Genomic DNA, 22285 nt, shown 5'->3' with positions numbered 1-22285 from the left:
CAAGTACTCGCGATGGTGCGGAACGTGTCGCGGACGGGATCGTGCGCTCAGATAAGGTCACTCGCATGGCGATCACGAAACGCATCACCAAGCGTTCTGGAATGCCGAATCCCGATCCGGCATGATCGCCCGTCTCTGGTCGATTCGACATCAGCGTGTCATCAATGGCGCGCTGATTGCGGTCGCGGCGACCGACGGCACGGTATCCACCCTGTACAGCCAGGCTTATGTCCCTGGCCTGGCATTGTCAACGCGCTTTAGTTTGCTGTTGGCCGGGGTCGCGATAGTCGGATTGTTTTTCCGTCACCGCGCGCCCTATCTGGCTTTTGCGTTAACCATTCCGGCTGCGGCAGTCACCACCGGCATGCTCGCTTCCCAGGTGGCATTGTTGACGGTGGCGCGAAGGCGGCCGTCGCTCCGCGCGCTGGGCGTCTGCGGGGGCACCGCGTTCATCTGCTTCACCGAGCCGTGGGCGAACCCGTATTCGGTTCTGAGCACCGTCTGGGCTGCCCTATACGCCGTAGTGTTCGCGGTTGCACCGATCTTGCTTGGTTTGCTGATTCGGGCCCGAGCCGATCTGTCGAGTCAGCTGGACGAGATTGAGCGCGTACGCCGGCACGAGGAGCAGTTGCTCATCGAGCGCGCGCTGGCACGCGAACGCGCCGACCTCGCGCGGGAGATGCACGACGTGGTGTCACATCAAGTGAGCCTGATCGCGGTGCAGTCCGGCGCCCTACAGGTCACCGCGAACGACGACGCCACCGCACAAGCAGCCCGGACAATACGGGCACTCAGCGTGCAGACGCTCGACGAACTGCGCCAAATGGTCGGAGTACTGCGCGCATCCGCAAGCCAAACTGCCGAGGTCACACCTCAACCCGGGCTTGCAAATATTGACAGCCTGGTCGCCGCTTCCGGCGTGCCAGCTGTCATCAGACCTCGTCCCGACACCGCGATCATCCCGTCGCCCGTAGTGCAGCACACCATTTACCGCGCAGTACAAGAGGGTCTGACCAACATCACCAAGCATGCTCCAGGGGCCACCGCCACGGTCGAGCTACAGATCGACCACGGCCAGGTGAGGCTGCTGCTCGTTAACAGCAAACCCGACCGCCCACCTGACCAACTGCCCGGGGCGCAACAGGGGCTGCCGGGTCTACGCGAACGCGCCGAACTGCTCGGAGGCACCTTATGCGCAGGCCCGCTCAGTGACGGCGGCTACCAAATGTCGATGACGCTACCCACACATGTTTGACCATGACGCGGCTACAGAGGCTCACAGCCGCGTCCATTTCACGAATCACCGAACATCCGCGTCTTCTTGGCTTTCCGAAGCGAGTCGGCGAGCACAAGCAACACTTCCCGTTGGTGATCGGTTGTGTCGTCGCCGCACATTAATTCCTCGACCACTCGGATCGCCGCAGCCATGCCCTCCGCAAATCCGCGTTCGTAGAGGCACCACAATTGGATGAATTGCTCGGCACCCCGAAAGCTGTTGACGTCCAATATTTCTTTCCGATCAGCAGAATGTGGTCTGAGAAACGATCCCCCAGCCTTGACTGTGACCGGTTTCAGCCTGTGCAGGTGAAGGGTGAGTTGCATTTGATAGTCAACGGCGCCGTGCAGCCCGAGGCGGTCAATGCCGCGACGGCGAGGATCAGACCCGCCGCAGGCCTGAACCTGAGACGAGACTCACTCAAAGTGGCCCTCGCGCCGAATTGACCCGGCTGCGCAGTTCTTTGACTCATCGATACGACCTTGACGGCCCGGATCGGAAACCGAAATCCGGCAGGTGTCGGTTTTAGCCATCCGAGTGGATGGACGCGCTTACCCGGCTAGCTGGATTCGGCGCTCGGCGCGCCGTCCTCGTGTGCTTGGCGCGAGGGGTTCGACTCTAAACGTCGCGGCGCGCTCAGTCGAGTCGATACGGCGCAACCTCAGGTGGCCAGTTTTGGCAGCCAGTTGGCTGGATGTTGGGTCGGCCGATGAACTGCGTCCGCGGTTGCGAGTACCTTCACCGCAGAGACCGTCGGTGCATGAGGAGGTCCCGTCTCGTGATCAGCGTGGTCATTGTCGATGACGAAGCCTTGATCCGGTCGGGCTTCGAGCTGATCCTGTCAGCGGCCCCGGACGTTGACGTGGTCGCCACCACCGACGGTGTCCATGCCGTGGAGCTGATCGCCGAGCACCAGCCGGATGTGGTGTTGCTGGATATCCGGATGCCCGGAAAGGATGGTTTGGCCGTGTTGGCCGAACTCATGGCCGCCGACTGGTCACCCGTGGTGGCGATGCTGACGACCTTCGACGCCGACGAATACATCGCCTCCGCGCTGCGACTGGGTGCCGCCGGATTCCTCTTGAAAGACACCGACCCCGTCCAACTTCCCGCGATGGTGCGCAGCTTGGCCGCCGGTGGGCTGGTGCTCTCGGACAAGGTCAGCCCGAAGGTGATCGCGGGTTACCTGGCGGACCCCGTCGATCGTGTCGCGGCAAGCAAAGTTGGTGGCCTGAGTGCACGCGAGGTCGACGTGCTGCTACTTGTGGCGCGCGGTTACTCCAACGGCGAGATCGCCTCTAAGCTTTTTTCCAGCGTTGGCACCGTCAAGGACCAAGTCAGCTCGATTCTCGCCAAGCTCTCGGTCAAGACGCGAGTGGAAGCCGCAATCATCGCCCAACGTGCAGGGATTTTGGAGCGTGATCCGACGTGATGACGTCGCTCCCGTCGGGGACCCGTCAGCATGCGATCAACGGCATCTTGATCGTACTGGCGGCCGCTGACGCCGCGGTATCGATCCTCACCAGTGAGACCCATTCTCCGGGCTGGATTTTGGCGGCTGCTGTCGGCATTGTCGGCTTGTGTTTCCGCGCCCGCGCCCCCTACGTGGTTTTCGCGCTGACGGTCGCCGCGACGGTGATCGGTTATGGCGTGCTGGCCGCGATGGTGGGCTTGTTCACGGTAGCGGAACGACGACCGGCCCGAAGCGGGCTAATCGCGTGCGCACTGATCGTGTTCGTCTGCTATTCCGCGCCGTGGCGGGAGGAGGAGTCCTACTGGAGTCTGGGCACCGCGTGGTCCGCCCTCTACGGCATCATTTTCGCAGTCGCGCCGGTGTTGCTCGGCCTGCTCGTGCGAGCCCGGTCCGAGCTGTCGAGCAAGCTGGCCGAGATTGAGCGCGCCCACCGGCATGAAGAGGAGCTGCTCGTTGAGCGTGCGCTGGCGCGAGAACGCGCGGATCTGGCCCGCGAGATGCATGACGTGGTGTCGCATCAAGTCAGCCTGATCGCGGTGCAGTCGGGTGCGCTGCAGGTCACCGCGCCCGACGATGCCACCGTGCGAATAGCTGAGACGATCCGCGCGCTGTGCGTGAAGACCCTCGACGAGCTCCGGGAAATGGTGGGAGTACTGCGGGCGGCTGGCGGCAACACCGCCGCGCCGGCGCCGCAACCGGGACTCGATGATGTGGCCACCCTCGTTGCCGGATCCGGTGTGTCGGCGGTAGTCAGGACACGTTCAAACGCCGCCATCACCCCTTCAGCGGTGGTACAGCGTGTCATCTATCGAGCCGTGCAAGAAGGCCTGACCAACGTCACCAAGCACGCTCCCGGCGCCACCGCCTGCGTCGAGTTGTCGATCGACCGGCGACGAGTGGGGTTGACACTGACCAACAGCAAGCCCCACCGGCCTCCCGACCAGCTGCCCAGCGCCCAGCAGGGGCTGCTCGGCTTGCGTGAGCGCGCCGAACTACTTGGCGGCACCCTGCACGCAACCCATCTCAGCGACGGCGGCTACCAACTACAGATCAGGCTGCCCACCCACGTCTAAGGTCTGGCCGGTTGGTCGCGCGGAATAGCCAGTTGCCCGGTGCCGCAATACCGTTGGATCCAGCACGATTGCACAGTGACTGGATTAGTTGACGAACCTACCGCCGTCGGTGATGACGAGTCTCAACCATCCGTTGCCGGCCGGATCACCGGCGTCGATCTGGCACGGGGCCTAGCGGTATTGGGAATGTTTGCCGTCCATGTGGGGCCGGATCCTAGAGCGGGCGGCGTGGCGGGTCCGATGGCGTACGCCTCGCAGGGCCGAGCCTCGATACTGTTCGCCACCTTGGCCGGTTTGTCTCTGGCATTGGTCACCGGTGGCCCGCGCACCGCTGGTCAAACTGTGCCCGCTGTGCTTAAGCGGCGGGTTGTGGTGCGTGCCGGCATCATCTTCGCAATCGGCACGGGCCTGACAATATGGGGCACGGCGATACCGGTGATCCTGGCGTATTACGGCATCCTTTTCCTGATCGCGTTGCCGTTCTTGCGATTGCGACCGGCCATGAACCTTGGAATCGCTGCAGTCCTCGCGGTTCTGACCCCGATCGTGTCGATCATGTTGCGCCACCCGGCCGTCATCACACCTTTGAAGGCGGCCGAGCGGTTCGATCCCGTAAGTCGGATAGGGGGGGACGGTCTGACGAATCTGTTTCTCACTGGCGGCTACCCGGTTCTGACGTGGACGCCGTTCGTGATCGGCGGGATCGCGCTGGGCCGGCTCGAGCTACAACGATCGACTGTCCGTCGGAAGCTGATTGCAGGCGGTGCTTCGGTCGCCCTGCTCGCTTACGGCGGCGCATGGGTTTTGGGTAAGACCGTCAATGGTGCCGCGGTCGCCTCGTTCGACGAATCACATGGGACAACCGGGAACTCTGGGGCGGATGTGCGGTGGACCTCGTTGCTCAACGCCGAGGGGCACACCGGCACACCATTCGAGATTCTCGGCGGTCTGGGCATAGCGATCGTCGTGGTGGCGTGCTGCATCTCGGTGGCGAATCGGATCCCGCGCGCTGTCGCGCCCCTGGTCGCTATGGGGTCGATGTCGTTGACCGTGTATGTCGGCCACCTCATCGCCATAGAGGCAATGGATATGGCAGCGCGCGACGGCGGATCCAGTCCACCCCCGACGGGCGAATCGGTGCTGAGCTTTTGCACGTTCGCCGCCATTGCCGTTGTCGCCTCCTGGATTTGGATGCGATACAGCCGGCGCGGTCCGATTGAGGAATGTATTCATCGCGTAACGGCGCGGGTCTCGTGATCCATCGACGCGACGTGCAAAAGAGCGATCCGCCAAAATCGGCAGTCGGACGTCGGAGCCCGGTGCTGTGCACCTGGAGCTGAGCATGGACCGGCGTCGTCGCAACCTCCGCTGATCTGAGCCCTCTTCAATGTCGAAAAACCATGTAGCAGCCGCCGGTCCAAATTGCGGCCGGACACGATTGGGATTGCTCTGGTCGTTCACCAGACCCCATCGCGGCGCGCTGCTGGCCGGCCTCCTTCTCGGCCTGCTGGCTTCAACTGCGGGACTGGCGACGCCGATGATCACCAAATCGGTTCTCGACACCCTCGGTGGCCATGCATCACTGAGGGGTCCGGTGGCGGCACTTGCCGGGTTGTTAGCCCTCAGCGCAACGATCCGGTGCGTCCAGATGGTGCTGCTCGGCACCGTCGGCGAGCGCATCGTGCTCGGCGCTCGAAAGTCGCTGGTGCATCGGCTTGTTCGGGTAACCGTGCCGACTCTGATCAGCCGACCGGCGGGTGAGCTCGTGGCCCGGGTCACCTCCGATTCCGTGCTGCTTCGCGACGCCGCTTCGACGAGCGTGGTCGCCCTGATCAACGGAACTGTGATGATGGTTGGCACCCTGATTCTGATGGGCGTGCTCGATCCCGCGCTGCTGGTGACCACGCTCACCGCAATCTCCCTGGTGGCATTGCTTTTCATGCTGCTGATGCCGGGCATCGCTGACGAGCAGCAGACGGCCCAGAGCCATCTCGCGCACGCCGGCGGCATATTGGAGGGCACGCTTCGAGCAATTCGCAGCGTGAAAGCCAGCCGCGCAGAGGACCGCCAGGCTGATCGCGTGATCGGCGCCGCCAAGCAGGCTAGCCGTCATGCTGTCCGCGCCGTACGCAGGAAGGCGATCGCCGAGACGATCGCCTGGGCCGGCGTGGATCTCGCGATCATCGTCGTTGTCGCTGTGGGAGCATCGCGGGTGAGCGCGGGCGCGATGACACTCTCCAGTCTCATCGCCTTCCTGTTGTACGCGTTTGGTCTGATGGATCCGGTTACCGAACTGTCGGTCAATGTTTCGACACTACAATCGGGAATCGCTGCGGCGGGTCGCATGTTGGAAATCCAAGCACTCGACACGGAGGCCGACCCCACCTCTCAGCCCCTCGGAGACGGCGCGGGTCGGGTCGGCGCTCCGCCGTTAATCGAATTTCGTTGTGTTACCGCGGACTACGGTGGACACCGATACGTTGTGCGGGGACTCGACCTGGTCATCCCGCGTACCGGACAGCTGGCTATTGTTGGCCCTTCGGGCGCCGGAAAGACGACAGTCTTGTCATTGATCATGCGCTTCCTGGAGCCACGGGAAGGCGAAGTGCTGTTGCTGGGCGAGCCCTACTCTCGGTATACACATGCCGAGATCCGCCAACGCATGGCCCTGGTCGAACAGGAGGTGCCGGTCATACCGGGTACCGTCCGCGACAATCTCACGCTTACCTATGAGGATGCGTCCGAATCCGAGTTGCACAAGGCGTTAGCGAAAGTGCAACTTGCCGAAGACATCGCAGCTCTCGAGCACGGTCTTGACACCGACCTCACCTCTTCACCACTTTCGGTGGGCCAACGGCAGCGCATCGCTCTCGCGCGCGCAATCATCCGGCCCTCAGAGATACTCCTGCTCGATGAGGCAACCGCACACGTCGACGGGCTGACCGAAGCCGCGATCCAGTCATGCGTTCGCGAGCAGGCACGCGAGCAGATGGTCATAACTGTGGCCCACCGCCTTTCGACGGTTACCGACGCGGACACGATCGTCGTCATGCACGACGGTCGAATTCGGTCTCAGGGTAAACATCCTGAGTTGCTCTCCACCGATGATCTTTACCGCGATCTGGTCAATTCCCTGCGTATCGGGAGAAATGGATCGCCGTAGGTGGAACCGAGGCAGCTCGGCTTACTTGTGCATCCATTCGGATGGCAAGAATCGACGCCTGGCGGATCGCCATTTTCGGCACAAGCCACGACGATTGGGTCTATGAACGAAATAGCCACGCAGCGAGAGCAATCCGCGACGACGAGAGTTGAGAGCGGCATGGTCGGTCGTGCTGAGTCATCGCAGAGGATCTATCGGATCGCTGCGGGGGTCGGAATCGCCGTTGGCGGTGTGGTCATTGCCAGCGCCATTTTCGCGCTGGGATACCTCATAGGCGGCCAATCTTCCGACTGCTGGGGCTCCGATGCCGCATACGATGGCCCGGGCTGGCACGACGGGCCGTATGGGTCCGGCCCCGAGCCGGGCTGGGGCCCGTCGCCGTTTGGTACCGGCGCTCCCAGTACTGGGAGTCCGGGTTCGCCGCCGGCCGGCGCGCCGACGCCCCCGCCAACCTCGCGACCCTAGTCTCCATCACCCCCGTACCCACGGCGTGCAAAGAGGTGACTTGTCGGCAACCAAGCCGGATGCCCGTTGGCATCGGCGCCACTACGCCACCTCCACCCGGACGATGACGCTGTCGGGCCACACGCCGCGGTCGCGAGCGCGGGCCAGCTTCTCGCGCCCGCACAGGTCTTGGTGAACGTTGGTGACACCCGGCACCTTGATCAGCGGCACGATGTTCCACTGCCAGCCATACCGGGCGCGCAGGACGCTATTGGCCCGCTCGGCCGCGGCACCGGAGAGGAGCGTGGCGCGGCCCGCCACCACCGGAGCGCCCGGCCGAATTCGCCCGCGGTAGTCGCAGGCGGTGAGCTCGACGCCGGGGTGCGCGGTCAGCCGCCTGGTCTTCGGCCCCACCTTGGTGCGGAACACCAGCGCGTCGCCGTCGCGCCCGAACCAGATCGGAGTGTCGACGGGGGTGCCGTCGCGGCGGAACGATCGCAGCAGCGCGTAGCGCGCCGCGCCCAGCCCGTCGAGTGAATGTGTGTGCATCGCCCGAGTCAACGACTTAGAGTTGGCTCTAAGTCAAGCGCCGAAGGAGGCCCGATGCTGACGATCGGCGAGGTGGCGCGCCGGGCCGGGGTCGCGGCGACCACGTTGCGGTACTACGAACAGATCGGGCTGGTGCCGGCGCCCGGACGGTTGGGGGGTCAGCGGCGCTACGACGACTCGGTGCTGGCCCGGCTCGAGGTGATCCGGCTCTGCAAGTCCGCCGGCTTCGCGCTGGAGGAGATCCAGCTGCTGTTCGCCGACGACGCGCCGGGTCGTCCGGCCAGCCGCGCGCTGGCCGAGGCCAAGCTCGCCGAGATCGACGCGCAGATGGAATCGCTGGCCCGGGCGCGCGCCGTCATCGAGTGGGGTATGCGCTGCACGTGTCCGTCGATTGACGCGTGCACGTGCGGCATTCACACCGCCGTGCCCGCCTGAGCGAAGGAGCCTCCATGAACCGGCCGCCCACCATCGCCGTGCAGAACTTCTCCCACGTGTGCATCGGCGTCTCCGACATCGAGGCCTCCCTGGCCTTCTACACCGCGGTGCTGGGCATGGACGTCGTCTTCGACGTCGAACTCGGCGGAGCCGGCCTGGATTCGGTGACAGGCGGCGCGGCGCAGCAGGGTCGCATGGTGGGCGGGCTGATCGGTGCCGCCATGGTCGAACTGCTGTCCTTGGGTGAGGTGCCCGAATGTCCGAGCGGGCCGCACCTGGGCTACACCAACGTCTCGTTCCGGGTCGACGACCTCGACGCCACCTTCGACGCCGTCCGGCGCGAGCACCCCGAGGTCCGGGCCGAACCGCCCGTCGATATCGGCGGCGTGCGCATGTTCTTTATCTACGACCCCGACGGCACCCCCATCGAACTGCTGGAACTGCCCGCCGGCATCTCGAGCACGCTGCAGCTCTGGCGCCCCGATACCGCGTGATGTGTTCCGCGCCACAACCGACGCACGTACGCTCACACACATGACGACTGCCGAGCGCCCGGTCACCTTGTGCGAGGCCTTCCAGCGCACCGCGTCGATCGAGCCGGATGCCGTCGCGCTTCGGACTCCCGGCAACACGCAGACCATGACGTGGAGCGAGCTTGCGGCGCAGGTGCGGAAGGTCACCGCAGGGCTGGCCGGCCTGGGGGTCGGCCGGGGCGACACGGTGTCGCTGATGATGGCCAACCGGATCGAGTTCTATCCGTTCGAGATCGCCGCCCAACACCTCGGCGCCACTTCGTTTTCGGTGTACAACACGCTGCCCGCAGAGCAGTTGACCTACCTGTTCGACAACGCCGGCACCAAGGTCGCGATCTGCGAGGAGCAGTACGTCGACCGCATCCGCGCCAGCGGCGCGCCCGTCGAGCACATCGTCTGCGTCGACGGTTCGCCGCCCGGCACCAAGTCGGTCGACGACGTGTGTGCCGCCGCGCCGCCGGATTTCGACTTCGAGTCGACCTGGCGGGCCGTGCAGCCGGACGATGTCGTCACGCTCATCTACACCTCGGGCACCACCGGAAATCCCAAGGGCGTGGAGATGACCCACGACCATCTGCTGTTCGAGGCGTTCGCCCTCGACAGCGTCCTGCCCTCCCAATACGGTGACCGGGTCACGTCCTACCTGCCGACGGCACACATCGCCGACCGGGTGATGGGGCTGTACGGGCTGGAAGTGTTCGGCGCCCAGGTCACGGTCGTCTCCGATGTCCGCGCCATCGCCGCCGCGCTGCCCGACGTCCGGCCGACGGTATGGGGTGGCGTCCCGCGCGTGTGGGAAAAGCTCAAGGCGGGAATCGAATTCGCCGTCGGCAACGAGGCGGACGAGGTCAAGCGCCAGGCCCTGCAGTGGGCGATGTCGGTGGCCGGCAACCGCGCCGCCACCCTCCTGGCCGGTGACCCGATGCCCGCCGAGCTGGCCGCCGAATGGGCCCGGGCCGACGAGCTGGTCCTGTCGAAGTTGCGCGAGCGGCTCGGCTTCGGCGAACTGCGGTGGGCGGTGTCGGGCGCCGCCCCGATCCCCAGGGAGACGCTGGCGTTCTTCCTCGGTATCGGCATTCCGATCGCCGAAGTCTGGGGGATGTCGGAATTGAGCTGCGTCGCCTCGGTGAGCCACCCGCGGGACGCGCGCCTGGGCACCGTCGGCAAGCTGCTCCCTGGGATGGAGGGCAAGGTTGCCGAGGACGGCGAATTCCTGGTCCGCGGGCCGTTGGTGATGAAGGGCTACCGCAAGGAGCCCGCCAAGACCGCCGACGCCATCGACGTCGACGGGTGGCTGCACACCGGAGACATCATCGAGGTCGACGACGAGGGCTATCTGAGGATGATCGACCGCAAGAAGGAGTTGATCATCAACGCCGCCGGAAAGAACATGTCGCCGGCCAACATTGAGAACACCGTGCTGGCCGCGTGCCCGATGGTGGGCGTGATGATCACGATCGGTGACGGGCGGCCGTACAACGCTGCGCTCATGGTCTTCGACGCCGAATCGGTCGGTCCCTACGCGGCCCAGCTGGGACTGGCCGACACCTCGCCGGCCGCCCTGGCGACCCATCCGGAGGTCATCGCCCGGGTCGCCGCGGGTGTGGCCGAGGGCAACACCAAATTGTCGCGGGTGGAACAGATCAAGCGCTTCCGGGTGTTGCCGTCGCTCTGGGAGCCGGGCGGAGACGAGATCACGTTGACCATGAAACTCAAGCGCAAGCCGATCATGACGAAGTACGCGAGCGAGATCGAGGAGCTCTACGCACCCGAGTTGCACCCGGACGTGCACGAGCCTTCGGCGACCGCGACGGTGCAACCGGCATGAGCCGGGGACCGGGGGCGACGGCCCGTGAGTTCGGCAAGGTGGGGGTGCGAAAGCTGCTGCAGCGCACCGGCATCGTCGAGGAATCGACGACACCGCTGACCACCGACCCGGCGGAGGTTGTCCAGCTGCTCGCCGCGCCGTGGTACGACGAGCGGCTGAGCGGACTGGCCGACGAGCTCGGGCGGGACTTGCCGGGCGTGCGGGCCGAGGCCGCGTGCTACCTGAGGGAGATGGCCCCCTCGCTGGACGAGCGGGCCGTGAAGGCCTGGCGCAGCTTCAGTTGCTGGCTGATGCGGGCCTACGACGTGCTGGTCGACGAGGATCAGATAGCGCAGCTGCGCAAGCTGGACCGCAAAGCGACACTGGCGTTTGCCTTTTCGCATCGCTCCTATCTGGACGGCCTGCTGTTGCCGGAGGTGATTCAGGCCAACCGGCTCTCGCCGGCGCTCACCTTCGGCGGAGCCAATCTGAACTTCTTCCCGATGGGCGCGTGGGCCAAGCGCACCGGCACGATCTTCATCCGGCGTCAGACCAAGGACATCCCCGTCTACCGGTACGTGTTGCGGGCCTACGCCGCGCAGCTGGTGCAAAACCACGCCAACCTCACCTGGTCGATCGAGGGGGGCCGCACCCGGACCGGCAAGCTGCGTCCGCCGGTGTACGGGATACTGCGCTACATCAGCGACGCCGTCGACGAAATCGACGGCCCAGAAGTGTATTTGGTGCCCACGTCGATCGTCTACGACCAGCTGCACGAGGTCGAGGCGATGACCACCGAGGCCTACGGTGCGACGAAGCGGCCCGAGGACTTCCGTTTCCTGGTTCGGCTGGCGCGCCAGCAGGGGGAGCGGCTGGGCCGCGCCTACCTGGACTTCGGCGAACCGCTGCCGCTGCGCAAGCGCCTGGAAGAGCTGCGCGCGGAGGAGACCGGAACGGGCACCGAGATCGAGCGCATCGCGCTGGACGTCGAGCACCGGATCAACCGCGCCACCCCCGTCACGCCCACCGCGGTGGTGAGCCTCGCGCTGCTGGGTGCCGACCGTTCGTTGTCCATCAGCGAGGTGCTAGCCACTGTGCGGCCGCTGGCCAGCTACATCGCGGCGCGCAACTGGTGCGTGGCCGGTGCCGCCGACCTGACGAATCGCTCGACCATCCGCTGGACGCTGCACCAGCTCGTCGCCTCCGGTGTGGTCAGCGTCTACGACGCCGGCACCGAACCGGTCTGGGGGATCGGGGCCGACCAGCACCTGGTCGCCGCGTTCTACCGCAACACCGCCATCCACATCGTGGTCGACCGCGCCATCGCCGAGACGGCCCTGCTGGCCGCCACGGAAGACGCCGAAAACTCCGTCGACGGCTTGGTTTTGCCGGCGACCGTGCGTGACGAGGCGCTGGGCCTGCGCGAGTTGCTGAAGTTCGAGTTCCTGTTCTCGGGGCGGGCGCAGTTCGAAAAGGAGCTCGCCGATGAGGTGCGCTTGATCGGGCGGGTGGAGGACACCAGCAAGCCGGCCAGCGCGGCCGACGTACGTGGCCTGCTGGAGAAGGCCGACCTGCTGCTGGCGCACCTGGTGTTGCGGCCGTTCCTGGATGCCTACCACATCGTCGCCGACCGGTTGGCCGCCTACGACGACGAATCATTCGACGAGGACGCGTTTCTCACCGAATGCCTTGAGGTCGGCAAGCAGTGGGAGCTGCAGCGCAGGATGGCCAGCGCCGAGTCCAGGTCGATGGAGTTGTTCAAGACCGCGCTGCGGCTGGCCCGGCACCGCGAACTGGTGGACGGCTTCGAGGACCTCGATATCGCGCGGCGACGCCGCGAGTTCGCCGACGAGATCGCCACCGCCGTGCGGCGGGTCAACACCATCGCTGCGCTGGCCGGGGCGCGGTAACGGCTTCCCCACAAAATCCGACGACGACGGCACAACCAAGTGCATCACCGACGTAGGGTCGATGGGTGGGCCTGGTAATCGATGCGATGCCCGAACTCGGTATCACCAGGATTTCGCGGTGGGTCTTCAACTGCTATGTGATCCACAACCAGGGAAGCGCGATCGTCGTCGATGCCGGATTGCCCTCTGCGGCAGCCGATCTGGCGCCCGTTCTGAACCGGCTCGGCGGAGATGTCCACGCGATCGTCGCCACTCACGGCCATAGTGATCACGTCGCCGGCGCCGCCCGTCTCGCGGCGAAGTATGGGGCACCGATTCATCTGCCCGCGGTGACGATGAAGTATCTGGCGGGCGAGCGCCCGCGGACCCCCAGCGCGGCTCGCGTCGCCCGCATCTGGCCCACGCTGATCGACCAGCCGCTGGACCGGATCGGCGTGGTCGGGCTGCTTTCGGGCGCCCGCTCCGCCGGCTATGGGACCGCCGGGATGCGTTGGTCCGGTCCACCACCGGTCCGTGCGCTCGCCGACGCTGAACCGTTGCCCGGTGCCCCCGACTGGCTGATCCTGGCCACCGCGGGCCACACGGACGACAGCATCGCTTTCTGGAACCCGCTGAGCCGCAGCCTGATAGCGGGTGACGCCGTTCTGAGTGCACGTGGGCGGGCCTGGCACACTCCCGAGACGGTTGATGACACCGCCGCCGCGCGCACCCGCGAGCGTCTGGAGGAACTCCCCGTCGCCCACCTGCTGCCCGGACACGGCCGGGTGGTGCACGCCACGACCACGGTGTGGGAGGGACAACGCCGGTAACGTCGTGCCCGACCCGTCCAACCAATCGGCCACCGAACGGATATCACCATGACCACCGTCGACAATCCCATTCCGCCGCAGGACTTGTCGGGGATCGTGGGACATCGGTTCATCTACACCTACGCCAATGGCTGGCGTTACGAGATGTATGTGAAGAACGACCGCACCATCGACTACCGGATTCATTCCGGTCATGTCGGTGGCCGCTGGGTCAAGGGCCAAGAGGTGGACCTGGTGCAGCTGGACGACGACAGCTACAAAATCTCGTGGACCGAACCCACGGGGACGTCGGTGGCCGTGAACGTCATGCCCGGCAAGCGGCGCATCCACGGGGTGATCTTCTTTCCGCAATGGATTCGGCAGCACGGCGAGCGCACGGTGTGTTTCCAGAACGATCATCTCGAGGAGATGCACGCCTACCGCGACGCGGGGCCGACCTACCCGATCTATGTCGTCCCCGAATTCGCCTACATCACGCTGTTCGAGCGTGTCGGTACCGACGACGAATCGGTGATTGACGTGGCCCCGGGGGAGCTTCCGCCGGGCTGGGCCGACCACAGAGGTTGACCGTGGAGCGCGCCACCATGAGCGGTGACCGCCGGCCCGACGACGATGCCGACCCGGAATAGTTGTTCTCATGATCCGAATGGCGACGCCCGACGACGCGGCCGCTATCGCCGACATCTATGCGCCATATGTGCGCGACACCGTGATCTCCTTCGAAACCGTGCCGCCGACCGTCGACGAGATGCGATCCCGATTAACCACCACGCTGGCCCAGCTGGCCTGGCTGGTCGTCACCGATGAAGGCGTTGTGAGGGGTTTCGCCTACGCGGGCCCGCACGGCGAGCGGGCCGCCTACCGCTGGTCTGTGGACGTGTCGCTCTACCTGGACAGGTCACTCCACCGACAGGGGCATGGTCGCCGCATCTACACCTCATTGTTCAATCTGCTTGCGGCACAGGGGTATAGCAACGCCTACGCCGCCATTGTGCTGCCCAATCCGGCAAGCGTCGGCCTCCACGAGTCGATGGGGTTCACCCGTGTCGGCGTGTTCGGTGGTGTCGGTTTCAAGAACGGTCGGTGGTGGGACATCGGTTGGTGGCACCGCCCATTGGCCGACCGGTCTGCGCGGCCGCACGACCCGCGGCCATGGTCGCAGCTGCCTGCCCGCACAGTTGAGGGTGTGCTGGCGGGTCGCACCGCGTAGAACCGCGCCCCGCGGATAGCGCTCGCGCTCCGCGGAGGCGACGTCAACCAGCCGCGCGGCTCACAGGCACCGTCAAGGTTCGGTCGCAATACTGGCTTACCGTCGGACGCGCTGAGTTCACCGTCTGTTCATGAGGAAGGGCACCGGGCCGGGGACCCGAAGGTATGACTTATGCTGTGTCGCTGTGGGGCAGGCCATACGCGCCGCCGTGGCAACCGGCGTCGACCCATCCCGATTTCGTGGCGAGAGCCCGCGATGAATGATCCGTGCGGGGGAAAGACTCGTCCGCTGATCGCGTTCACCACCGGAGCCGACGCGCCGCCGATAATTCCGGCCCCCATCAGCCGGCCCTGGATGTCGCAGATGCGCAACGGTTGGCCGAACCGGTGCTTGCCGATGCTCATCGCGAACCAAAGTGGCTGGGAGGTGCGCAACCCGTGTGCATTCACCGCCACCTGGATGGGTGGCGACGACAGCATGGGGGTGATCATCGCTCCCGACCGGCGCGACGCCTGCCAATTCCTGCCCGTCAGCCACTTCGGTCACGGCATCGTGACCTGGCATCTGCCGATGCTGTTTCGCACCCCGCCCGGTTACAACCTGTTGGTCCGCGGGCCGGCGAACTACCCGAAGGACGCCGTATCCCCGCTGGAAGGAATAGTCGAAACAGACTGGGCCACGTCGAGTTTCAGCATGAGCTGGCAAATCACCCGCAAGATGATGCCGGTGCGCTTCGAGGTGGACGAGCCGATCTGCATGATCGTCCCGCAGCGCCGGGCCGAGCTGGAGGAATTCGCCCCGGAAATCAGGCCGATCGCCTCCGACGAGGAAGTGCGCCGCAAGCACGAGTTCTTCCTGCGTTCCCGTTACGAGCTGGGGCAGGCGCAGGCCGCGACCAACACCGCCCTGGGTGAAAAGGTGCCGTGGCAAGGCGACTACACGCGGGGCAAGCATTCCGACGGCGAGCCCGGGGCCCCCGATCACCAGACGCGCATCCACCTGCGCCCGTTCGTCGCGTCAGACCGCGAGAAGCAGCAATAGGGCTCACGCCGCGCGCGTCGCGGCCAGCTCGGCGATTCGCGTCGGCGCATGGGCGGATGGTCCGGCCCACGCGATGTATCCGTCAGGGCGCACCAGCACCGCCGGCCCGCGATCAGCCCGCTCAGCCTGCAGCAGCCCGGGAGCCTCGACCGGCGGGGCCCCGTGTTCGCGCACGAGGACGAAGCCCCCGCCCCGCTGCAATTCGGTCAACCGTCCCTGTACGAGCGGGATCTGCGTCGCGCGGGTGCCGACCAGCCCGCGGCGGCCGTAGCGCAGCGTCGTGCCCGCGAAGCTGCCCGCCACCACATCCCGCACCGCCGGAATCCGAAGCAGCCTGGGCACCAATAGGTTCCGCATCCATCGCGCGGGCCGCGGATGCAACGTGGCGGCGCGGGCGACCAGCCCGGACTGCATCAGGACCCGCCTACCGATCGGGTGGCGTTCGTCGTGGTAGCTGTCCAGTAGCCGCTCGTCGGCCCCGCCGAGCACCGCGTCGATCTTCCAGGCCAGGTTGGCGGCGTCCTGAATGCCGGTGTTCATGCCCTGACCCCCCATCGGGGAGTGCACGTGCGCGGCGTCGCCGGCCAAGAACACCCGCCCGTGCCGGTACTGCTCGACTTGCCTTTCGTCGCAATGGAATCGGGACTTCCAGCTGACCTCGAGAACCCGGTAGTCGGTGCCCATGCCCCGCGCGAGGACGTCGACGATCTCGGCGTCCTCGACCGGCTCGCCGTCGGGCACCTGATGGGCGCGGTCCCACAGCATGGCTCGGTACCACGTGCCCTCCCCGTCGTGGCGGTCGTAGGGGGCCAGGAAGGCCAGGACGTCACCGGGGGCCGCGACCGTGAGGCCCCCGCCGGTGGGCCCGTCCGCCAGCTTGACGTCGGCCAACACGATCGACGTCAGCACCGTCTTGCCGGCGAATCCGGCGCCCACCAAAGTTCGGACCGTGCTGTGCGCGCCGTCGGCACCGATCACGTACCGCGACCGCCACGTCAGCCGGTGCGCGGGATCGTCGTCGTCCTTGGGGCGGGCGGTGACCGCCACGCCGTCGGCGTCCTGCTCGAGCGCGATCAACTCGATGCCGCGCCGGATCTGCGCGCCCTGAGCCAGCGCGTAGCGACGCAGCGCCGCATCGACGTTGGTCTGCGGAGTGACCAACACGAACGAGTAGGGCGAGTCGAGATGGGTGAGGTCGATCTGCGCGCCGGCGAACAGCCGTACGCGCGGCGCGCGATGTCCGACCGCCAGCAGGTCGTCGGCCAGGCCGCGGGCGTCGAGCAATTCCAATGTGCGCGCCATGGTGGCGAACGCCCGGCTCGACGGGTTCTCCGTCGGCCAGCGTTCCAGCACCGTGACCGACCGCCCGGCACGCGCCAAATCGCCCGCGGCCGTCAGGCCCGTGGGGCCCGCCCCCACCACCAGAACGTCGACGTCGTGGGCGGTCATCGCGCCGCTCCTTCCGGCTGCGGGTACCAGCGGCGGATGTCGGCGGGCGTGGACTGCGCCGCGCGGTTGAAGACGAAGCGGCAGCCTGGCTGGGTCGCGTGCGCGGCGTTGACGATCGACTCGAACAGCAGGGTGTTGCCGGCGACCAGGCGAATCCCGGCCCCGATCAACACCGCGTCATAGCGCTTGGCCTCAAGCCGCCGCCGGACCTTCTCGGCGCCGGCCGCGCCGAAACCGATCAGGCAGTTGTCGACGTCGTAGCCGACGGCACGCAGCGCGGCGACGTTGTCGTGGTTGGCCGCCCGCAGCGTGTCCCTCGACAGCCCCCCGAACTGCGCGAAGTCCGGCGACGAATAGTCGATCACGTCCGGGTCCAGCCCGATCTGGATGACGGTCACGGTCATGGGGCCCTCCTCGCAAGTTGAGTTCAACAATTGTTGAACTCAACGGTAGGCCTGGCCCCTGGCCGTGTCAACAGTTGTTGAATACACTTTCGGTCATGTCCGCGAAAGCCCGCGACGGGAAGATCACGCGCGCCACGATCCTGCGCGCGGCGCGCGCACAGTTCTCCACGCAGGGCTTCGAGCGGACCACCATCCGCTCGATCGCGTCGGAGGCCGCCGTCGACCCCGCGCTCGTCATGCACTACTTCGGCAGCAAGGCGGACCTGTTCGCCGCCGTGTCGCGGCTGGAGGTCCGCTTTCCCGACCTGTCGGGTGTCGCCCCCGAAGACCTCGCGGACGTGCTGGTGCCGCTGTTCGTCCAGGTCTGGGATCCGCACGGCTCCTTCCTGCCGCTGCTGCGCGCGGCCGCGACCAACCGCACGGCCGCCGACACCCTGCTGGCGGTGTTCGTCGAGCAGGTCGCCCCGGCGCTGGCCACGGTCACCCCCGACCGCGCCGTCGAGCGGGCCGCGCTGGTGGGCTCCCAGGTGCTCGGGATCGCAATGGCGCGCTACGTCGTCGGCGTGCCGGCGCTGGCCGACATGGACGACGCGACGCTGACGGAATGGGTGCGCCCGGTGCTCGCGCGCTACCTGACGGGCCCGGCGCCCGTGGGGCCCGCCGCATAGAGTTGGTGGCATGCCACTTTCAGGGGAATACGCGCCGAGTCCATGGGACTGGGCCCGCGAGCAGGCCGAGAAGTACGAGCAGTCGGGCGGGACCGAAGCCACGGACATGAAGGGGAAGCCCATCATCGTGCTGACCACGGTCGGCGCCAAGACGGGCAAGCTGCGCAAGACGCCCCTGATGCGGGTCGAGCACGGCGGCGAGTACGCGATCGTGGCCTCCCTCGGCGGGGCCCCGAAGCACCCCGTTTGGTACCACAACGTCGTCAAGAACCCACGGGTCGAGCTGCAGGACGGCGCCGTCACCCGTGAGTACGACGCCCGTGAGGTGTTCGGAGACGAGAAGGCGGTCTGGTGGGAGCGCGCCGTCGAGGCCTGGCCCGATTACGCCGAGTACCAGAAGAAGACGGACCGCCAGATCCCGGTCTTCGTGCTGACCCCGGTCGGCTGAATTCCGGACTTGATCGGCTGGCATGGCACCATTGATCAGTGTCCGCCGAATTGAGCCATAGCCCGAGCGTCGCGCCGCTGTGTGCGGCTGACATCGACGGCGCGGCCAAGCGGATCGCCGCGGTGGTCACGCCGACCCCGCTGCAATTGAGTGATCGGCTGTCGGCGATCACCGGTGCGAACGTCTACCTCAAGCGGGAAGACCTGCAGGTGGTGCGCTCCTACAAGCTGCGCGGGGCCTACAACCTGCTGGTGCAGCTGTCCGATGAGGAGCTGGCCGCGGGCGTGGTGTGTTCGTCGGCGGGCAACCACGCGCAGGGCTTCGCCTACGCGTGCCGGACGCTCGGCGTGCACGGCCGCGTCTATGTGCCCGCCAAGACCCCGCAGCAGAAGCGGGACCGCATCCGCTACCACGGCGGGGAATTCATCGAACTGATCGTGGGCGGAACGACCTATGACCTGGCCGCGGACGCCGCGCTGGCCGACGTCGAGCGCACCGGCGCCACACTGGTGCCGCCGTACGACGATCTGCGCACCATCGCCGGTCAGGGGACCATCGCCGTCGAGGTGCTGGAACAGCTGGATAACGAGCCCGACCTGGTGGTGGTCCCCGTGGGCGGCGGTGGCTGCATCGCCGGCATCACCACCTACCTGGCCGAGCGGACGACGAACACCTCGGTGCTGGGCGTCGAACCGGCCGGGGCCGCGGCCATGATGGCCGCGCTGGCCGCCGGCAAGCCGGTGACGCTGGACCACGTCGACCAGTTCGTCGACGGTGCGGCGGTGCGGCGCGCGGGCACGCTGACCTACGCCGCGCTGGCGGCCGCCGGTGACATGGTGTCGATCACCACGATCGACGAGGGAGCGGTGTGCACCGCGATGCTGGACCTCTACCAGAACGAGGGCATCATCGCCGAGCCCGCCGGCGCGCTGTCGGTCGCGGGACTGCTGGACGCCGACATCGAGCCCGGCTCGACGGTGGTGTGCCTCATCTCGGGCGGCAACAACGACGTGTCGCGCTACGGGGAGGTGCTGGAACGCTCGCTGGTCCACCTCGGCCTCAAGCACTACTTCCTGGTGGACTTTCCGCAGGAGCCCGGGGCGCTGCGCCGGTTCCTCGACGAGGTGCTGGGACCCGACGACGACATCACCTTGTTCGAGTACATCAAGCGCAACAACCGCGAGACCGGTGAGGCACTGGTGGGGATCCAGCTGGCGTCCTCGGCCGATCTGGACGGCCTACTGGCGCGGATGCGGGCCACCGAGCTGCACGTCGAACGCCTCGAGCCCGGCTCGCCCGCCTACCGCTACCTGCTGTTCTAGCCCAGCGAGCGTCCGCATTCGTACGCGCTTTACGGCGTGTCGCCGTGCAGACACGGACGCTCGCGCAGTCGGGGGAGGTATGCCGGCACCGGCGTGGCGGGATCCAGGTCCCCGGCCGGCACCGGCGGCCCGGCCGTCACTCTCAGCGGCACCACCCCCGCCCAGTGTGGCAGCGCGCAATCCTCCGGGTCGTCCACCGGCCCTCCGGTGCGCACCTTGGCCGATACCTCCACGAGGTCGAGCGCGAGAACGCCGGTCGCGGCCAGTTCGCGCGGGTTCGGGCCCCGGCAGTCGGCGGCGCGCCCGGGCGCGAGGTGATCGAGCAGGCCGGCGAGAGCCCGCCGTTTCTCCGCCTCGTCGTCGACCGCGCGCGCGTCGCCCAGCACGACCACCGAGCGGAAGTTCACCGAATGGTGCATGGCGGAGCGCGCGAGCACCAGCCCGTCGACCAGGGTGACGGTGACGCACACGGGCAGGCCATCCGGCGCGGCGCGGGCCGCGAGCAGGGGGCCGCCGCCGGTGGAGCCGTGCAGGTAGAGCGTCTCGCCGAGGCGGGCATGCGTCGTCGGCAGCACCACCGGCCGGCCGGCGCTGAGGTAGCCCAGGTGGCAGATCAGCGACGCGTCGAGGATCTGGTGGACCGTCTCGCGGTCGTAGTGCATGCGCTCGCGGTAGCGCGTGGGTGTGGTTCGCGGCGTCGGCTGGTATCCGGTCTGCATAGCCTTTGCTTTCGTACTAGTACATAATTGGTAGCGTGTCAGTACAAAGCAGCATAACCGGGACGGGTGCGGACTCCATAGCCGCCAGCATCGAAGAGGCGATTTCGGCGGGTTCCCTGGCGCCTGGGGATGCGCTGCCGCCCGTCCGTGAGCTGGCCGCCCGCCTCGGCGTGAACGCCAACACCGCCGCCGCGGCCTACCGCCTGCTGCGTCAGCGCGGGGCCGTCGAGACCGCGGGCCGGCGAGGTACCCGGGTGCGGCACCGCCCGGCGACCACGCCGCGGTCACTGCTGGCGCTCGACGTGCCCGCCGGGGTGCGCGACCTGTCGACCGGGAATCCGGACCCCGCCCTGCTGCCCCTCGCGGGGGCCACCCTGGCCGGACCCGTTGCGGGCCGCCCGGTGCTGTACGGCGAGCCGGCGATGTCGGCGGCGTTGGCCGAGTTCACCCGGGCGGCGCTTTCCGCCGATGGCGTTCCGGCCGAGCACCTCGCGGTGACCAGCGGCGCCCTCGACGGCATCGAGCGCGTCCTGACCGCGCATCTGCGTCCCGGCGACCGCGTCGCCGTCGAGGACCCGGGCTGGGCCAATCTGCTTGATCTGCTTGCCGCCCTCGGACTTTCAGCCGAGCCGGTCCGGGTTGACGACGACGGGCCGCTGCCGGCCGACCTGGCGCGGGCGCTGGCCCGCGGGGTGCGCGGGATCGTCATCACCAATCGCGCCCAAAACCCCACGGGGGCGGCACTATCCGCCGACCGCGCCGAGGCGCTGCGGCGACTGTTGGCGCAGCGGGCCGACGATCTGCTGCTCGTCGAGGACGATCACTGCGCGGGCATCTCCGGCGCCCCGCTGCGCACGCTGGCCGGCACGACCCGGCACTGGGCGTTCGTGCGGTCCGCGTCCAAGGCCTACGGACCCGACCTGCGCGTGGCCGTGCTCGCGGGCGACCGCCGCACCGTCGAACGGGTGCACGGCCGCCTGCGGCTCGGCCCGGGCTGGGTGAGTCACCTGCTGCAGGACCTGGCCATCCGCCTGTGGTCGGATCAGGCGGCCACGCGACTCGTCGCGAAGGCCGAGCGCCAGTACGGCGAAACCCGCCGGCGACTGTCCGCCGCCCTCGCCGAGCGCGACGTCGTGGCGCACGCGCGCTCCGGACTCAACGTCTGGGTCCCCGTGCCCGACGAGACCGTCGCGATCACCCGGTTGCTCGGCGCGGGCTGGGCGGCTGCCCCTGGCACGCGGTTTCGGATCGGCACCCCGCCGGGGATCCGCGTCACCGTCGCGGACCTGACGGCCGACGAGATCGACCCGCTGGCGGACGCGATCGCCGCGGCGGTGCACGGCGCGGGCCGCCCCAGCGTCTAAACGCCTTAGGTGCGACCGTTTCCCAGACCGGGGCCCGTCCACAACAGGACCACGCTGCGCTCCGGCGGCGTCTCGTCGAGCGCGACCGGCGGAGCCGGCGTCGTGTTCTTCTTCCTCAGCAGGCCGATACACCGGCCGAATGCGGATCGATTCATTGGCGAATCATCGACGGTCGCCCGGCGCGGCC

23 protein-coding genes are annotated in these 22285 nt (G+C 67.3%); 17 read left to right on the top strand and 6 right to left on the bottom strand.

The window, feature by feature from the left end; all coding sequences use genetic code 11:
- Positions 1–121 precede the first annotated feature (121 nt).
- Entirely contained in the window at positions 122–1255 is a 1134-nt protein-coding gene (locus C1737_RS07795; protein ID WP_102417654.1) for a sensor histidine kinase, read from the top strand.
- A 38-nt stretch (positions 1256–1293) separates the two neighbouring features.
- On the opposite strand, the gene C1737_RS07790 is transcribed toward C1737_RS07795, so the two are convergent.
- Entirely contained in the window at positions 1294–1506 is a 213-nt protein-coding gene (locus C1737_RS07790) for a hypothetical protein (RefSeq protein WP_067923241.1), read from the bottom strand.
- 548 nt (positions 1507–2054) lie between these two features.
- Here C1737_RS07790 and C1737_RS07785 point away from each other — a divergent pair.
- The 4 genes from C1737_RS07785 to C1737_RS07770 all read left to right on the top strand — a co-directional run bounded on the left by C1737_RS07785 (position 2055) and on the right by C1737_RS07770 (position 6986).
- Entirely contained in the window at positions 2055–2708 is a 654-nt protein-coding gene (locus C1737_RS07785) for a response regulator transcription factor (protein WP_197509214.1), read from the top strand.
- Positions 2708–3823, top strand: a complete 1116-nt coding sequence (locus C1737_RS07780; protein ID WP_233214714.1) for a sensor histidine kinase — start codon at positions 2708–2710, stop codon at positions 3821–3823. The genes C1737_RS07785 and C1737_RS07780 overlap by 1 nt, the downstream gene beginning before the upstream one ends.
- 75 nt (positions 3824–3898) lie before the next feature.
- The gene (locus C1737_RS07775) at positions 3899–5080 is read left to right on the top strand and encodes a DUF418 domain-containing protein (protein ID WP_142393437.1); all 1182 of its coding nucleotides are present in this window, start codon (positions 3899–3901) and stop codon (positions 5078–5080) included.
- Positions 5081–5261: 181 nt separating this feature from the next.
- Positions 5262–6986 carry an ABC transporter ATP-binding protein gene (locus tag C1737_RS07770; RefSeq protein ID WP_233214681.1) on the top strand — a complete coding sequence of 575 codons (1725 nt, stop codon included), beginning with the start codon at positions 5262–5264 and terminating at the stop codon, positions 6984–6986.
- A 546-nt stretch (positions 6987–7532) separates the two neighbouring features.
- On the opposite strand, the gene C1737_RS07765 is transcribed toward C1737_RS07770, so the two are convergent.
- Positions 7533–7979: a PPOX class F420-dependent oxidoreductase gene (locus C1737_RS07765; protein WP_102417650.1), complete on the bottom strand. Its 447-nt coding sequence runs from the start codon at positions 7977–7979 to the stop codon at positions 7533–7535.
- Positions 7980–8033: 54 nt separating this feature from the next.
- Between C1737_RS07765 and C1737_RS07760 the strand changes: the two genes are divergently transcribed.
- From C1737_RS07760 to C1737_RS07725, 8 genes are all read left to right on the top strand, one after another.
- Complete coding sequence (locus tag C1737_RS07760) at positions 8034–8414, top strand: helix-turn-helix domain-containing protein (protein ID WP_068098504.1); 381 nt, start codon at positions 8034–8036, stop codon at positions 8412–8414.
- 14 nt (positions 8415–8428) lie between these two features.
- Positions 8429–8908: a VOC family protein gene (locus tag C1737_RS07755; RefSeq protein ID WP_102417649.1), complete on the top strand. Its 480-nt coding sequence runs from the start codon at positions 8429–8431 to the stop codon at positions 8906–8908.
- A 40-nt stretch (positions 8909–8948) separates the two neighbouring features.
- Positions 8949–10775, top strand: coding sequence for a fatty acid--CoA ligase FadD11 (gene fadD11, locus C1737_RS07750; RefSeq protein WP_102417648.1), 1827 nt, complete (start codon positions 8949–8951; stop codon positions 10773–10775).
- The gene (locus C1737_RS07745; RefSeq protein ID WP_102417647.1) at positions 10772–12664 is read left to right on the top strand and encodes a lysophospholipid acyltransferase; all 1893 of its coding nucleotides are present in this window, start codon (positions 10772–10774) and stop codon (positions 12662–12664) included. Before fadD11 ends, C1737_RS07745 begins: the two co-directional genes overlap by 4 nt.
- Before the next feature lie 65 nt (positions 12665–12729).
- Positions 12730–13473 (top strand): MBL fold metallo-hydrolase, encoded by a 744-nt coding sequence (locus C1737_RS07740; RefSeq protein ID WP_233214680.1) that lies wholly within the window; start codon positions 12730–12732, stop codon positions 13471–13473.
- Positions 13474–13521: 48 nt separating this feature from the next.
- Positions 13522–14040: a phenolic acid decarboxylase gene (locus C1737_RS07735; RefSeq protein WP_102417646.1), complete on the top strand. Its 519-nt coding sequence runs from the start codon at positions 13522–13524 to the stop codon at positions 14038–14040.
- Positions 14041–14119: 79 nt separating this feature from the next.
- Positions 14120–14683 (top strand): arsinothricin resistance N-acetyltransferase ArsN1 family B, encoded by a 564-nt coding sequence (locus C1737_RS07730; RefSeq protein WP_102417827.1) that lies wholly within the window; start codon positions 14120–14122, stop codon positions 14681–14683.
- Between the two features lie 255 nt (positions 14684–14938).
- A complete protein-coding gene (locus C1737_RS07725; RefSeq protein ID WP_102417645.1) occupies positions 14939–15724 on the top strand; it encodes a DUF6065 family protein in 786 nt (261 codons plus the stop codon).
- Between the two features lie 3 nt (positions 15725–15727).
- Here the strand turns inward: C1737_RS07725 and C1737_RS07720 are convergent, their stop codons facing one another.
- Entirely contained in the window at positions 15728–17173 is a 1446-nt protein-coding gene (locus C1737_RS07720) for an FAD-dependent oxidoreductase (RefSeq protein ID WP_102417644.1), read from the bottom strand.
- Positions 17170–17577, bottom strand: a complete 408-nt coding sequence (locus tag C1737_RS07715) for a hypothetical protein (protein ID WP_102417643.1) — start codon at positions 17575–17577, stop codon at positions 17170–17172. Before C1737_RS07715 ends, C1737_RS07720 begins: the two co-directional genes overlap by 4 nt.
- 95 nt (positions 17578–17672) lie before the next feature.
- Here C1737_RS07715 and C1737_RS07710 point away from each other — a divergent pair, with 95 nt between their 5' ends.
- Genes C1737_RS07710 through ilvA form a run of 3 tightly spaced genes read left to right on the top strand, consistent with a single transcriptional unit; the run spans position 17673 to position 20015 of the window.
- The gene (locus C1737_RS07710) at positions 17673–18245 is read left to right on the top strand and encodes a TetR/AcrR family transcriptional regulator (RefSeq protein ID WP_102417642.1); all 573 of its coding nucleotides are present in this window, start codon (positions 17673–17675) and stop codon (positions 18243–18245) included.
- A 10-nt stretch (positions 18246–18255) separates the two neighbouring features.
- On the top strand, positions 18256–18693 hold the full coding sequence (locus C1737_RS07705) for a nitroreductase family deazaflavin-dependent oxidoreductase (protein WP_068098498.1): 438 nt from the start codon (positions 18256–18258) through the stop codon (positions 18691–18693).
- A 38-nt stretch (positions 18694–18731) separates the two neighbouring features.
- Positions 18732–20015: a threonine ammonia-lyase gene (gene ilvA / locus C1737_RS07700; RefSeq protein ID WP_067923287.1), complete on the top strand. Its 1284-nt coding sequence runs from the start codon at positions 18732–18734 to the stop codon at positions 20013–20015.
- A gap of 29 nt (positions 20016–20044) precedes the next feature.
- Here ilvA and C1737_RS07695 read toward each other — a convergent pair whose 3' ends face one another.
- Positions 20045–20734 (bottom strand): pyridoxamine 5'-phosphate oxidase family protein, encoded by a 690-nt coding sequence (locus C1737_RS07695; protein WP_102417641.1) that lies wholly within the window; start codon positions 20732–20734, stop codon positions 20045–20047.
- Positions 20735–20769: 35 nt separating this feature from the next.
- Between C1737_RS07695 and C1737_RS07690 the strand changes: the two genes are divergently transcribed.
- Positions 20770–22098 (top strand): aminotransferase class I/II-fold pyridoxal phosphate-dependent enzyme, encoded by a 1329-nt coding sequence (locus C1737_RS07690; protein ID WP_102417640.1) that lies wholly within the window; start codon positions 20770–20772, stop codon positions 22096–22098.
- Between the two features lie 5 nt (positions 22099–22103).
- Here the strand turns inward: C1737_RS07690 and C1737_RS26705 are convergent, their stop codons facing one another.
- Positions 22104–22253 (bottom strand): hypothetical protein, encoded by a 150-nt coding sequence (locus C1737_RS26705; RefSeq protein WP_156751998.1) that lies wholly within the window; start codon positions 22251–22253, stop codon positions 22104–22106.
- Positions 22254–22285: the final 32 nt, after the last annotated feature.

The organism is Mycobacterium sp. 4858, assembly GCF_900240975.1.
In the GTDB taxonomy this organism is placed as follows: domain Bacteria; phylum Actinomycetota; class Actinomycetes; order Mycobacteriales; family Mycobacteriaceae; genus Mycobacterium.
The sequence above is the reverse complement of the archived record's forward strand: the minus strand, read 5'-3'. Positions and strand labels throughout refer to the sequence as shown.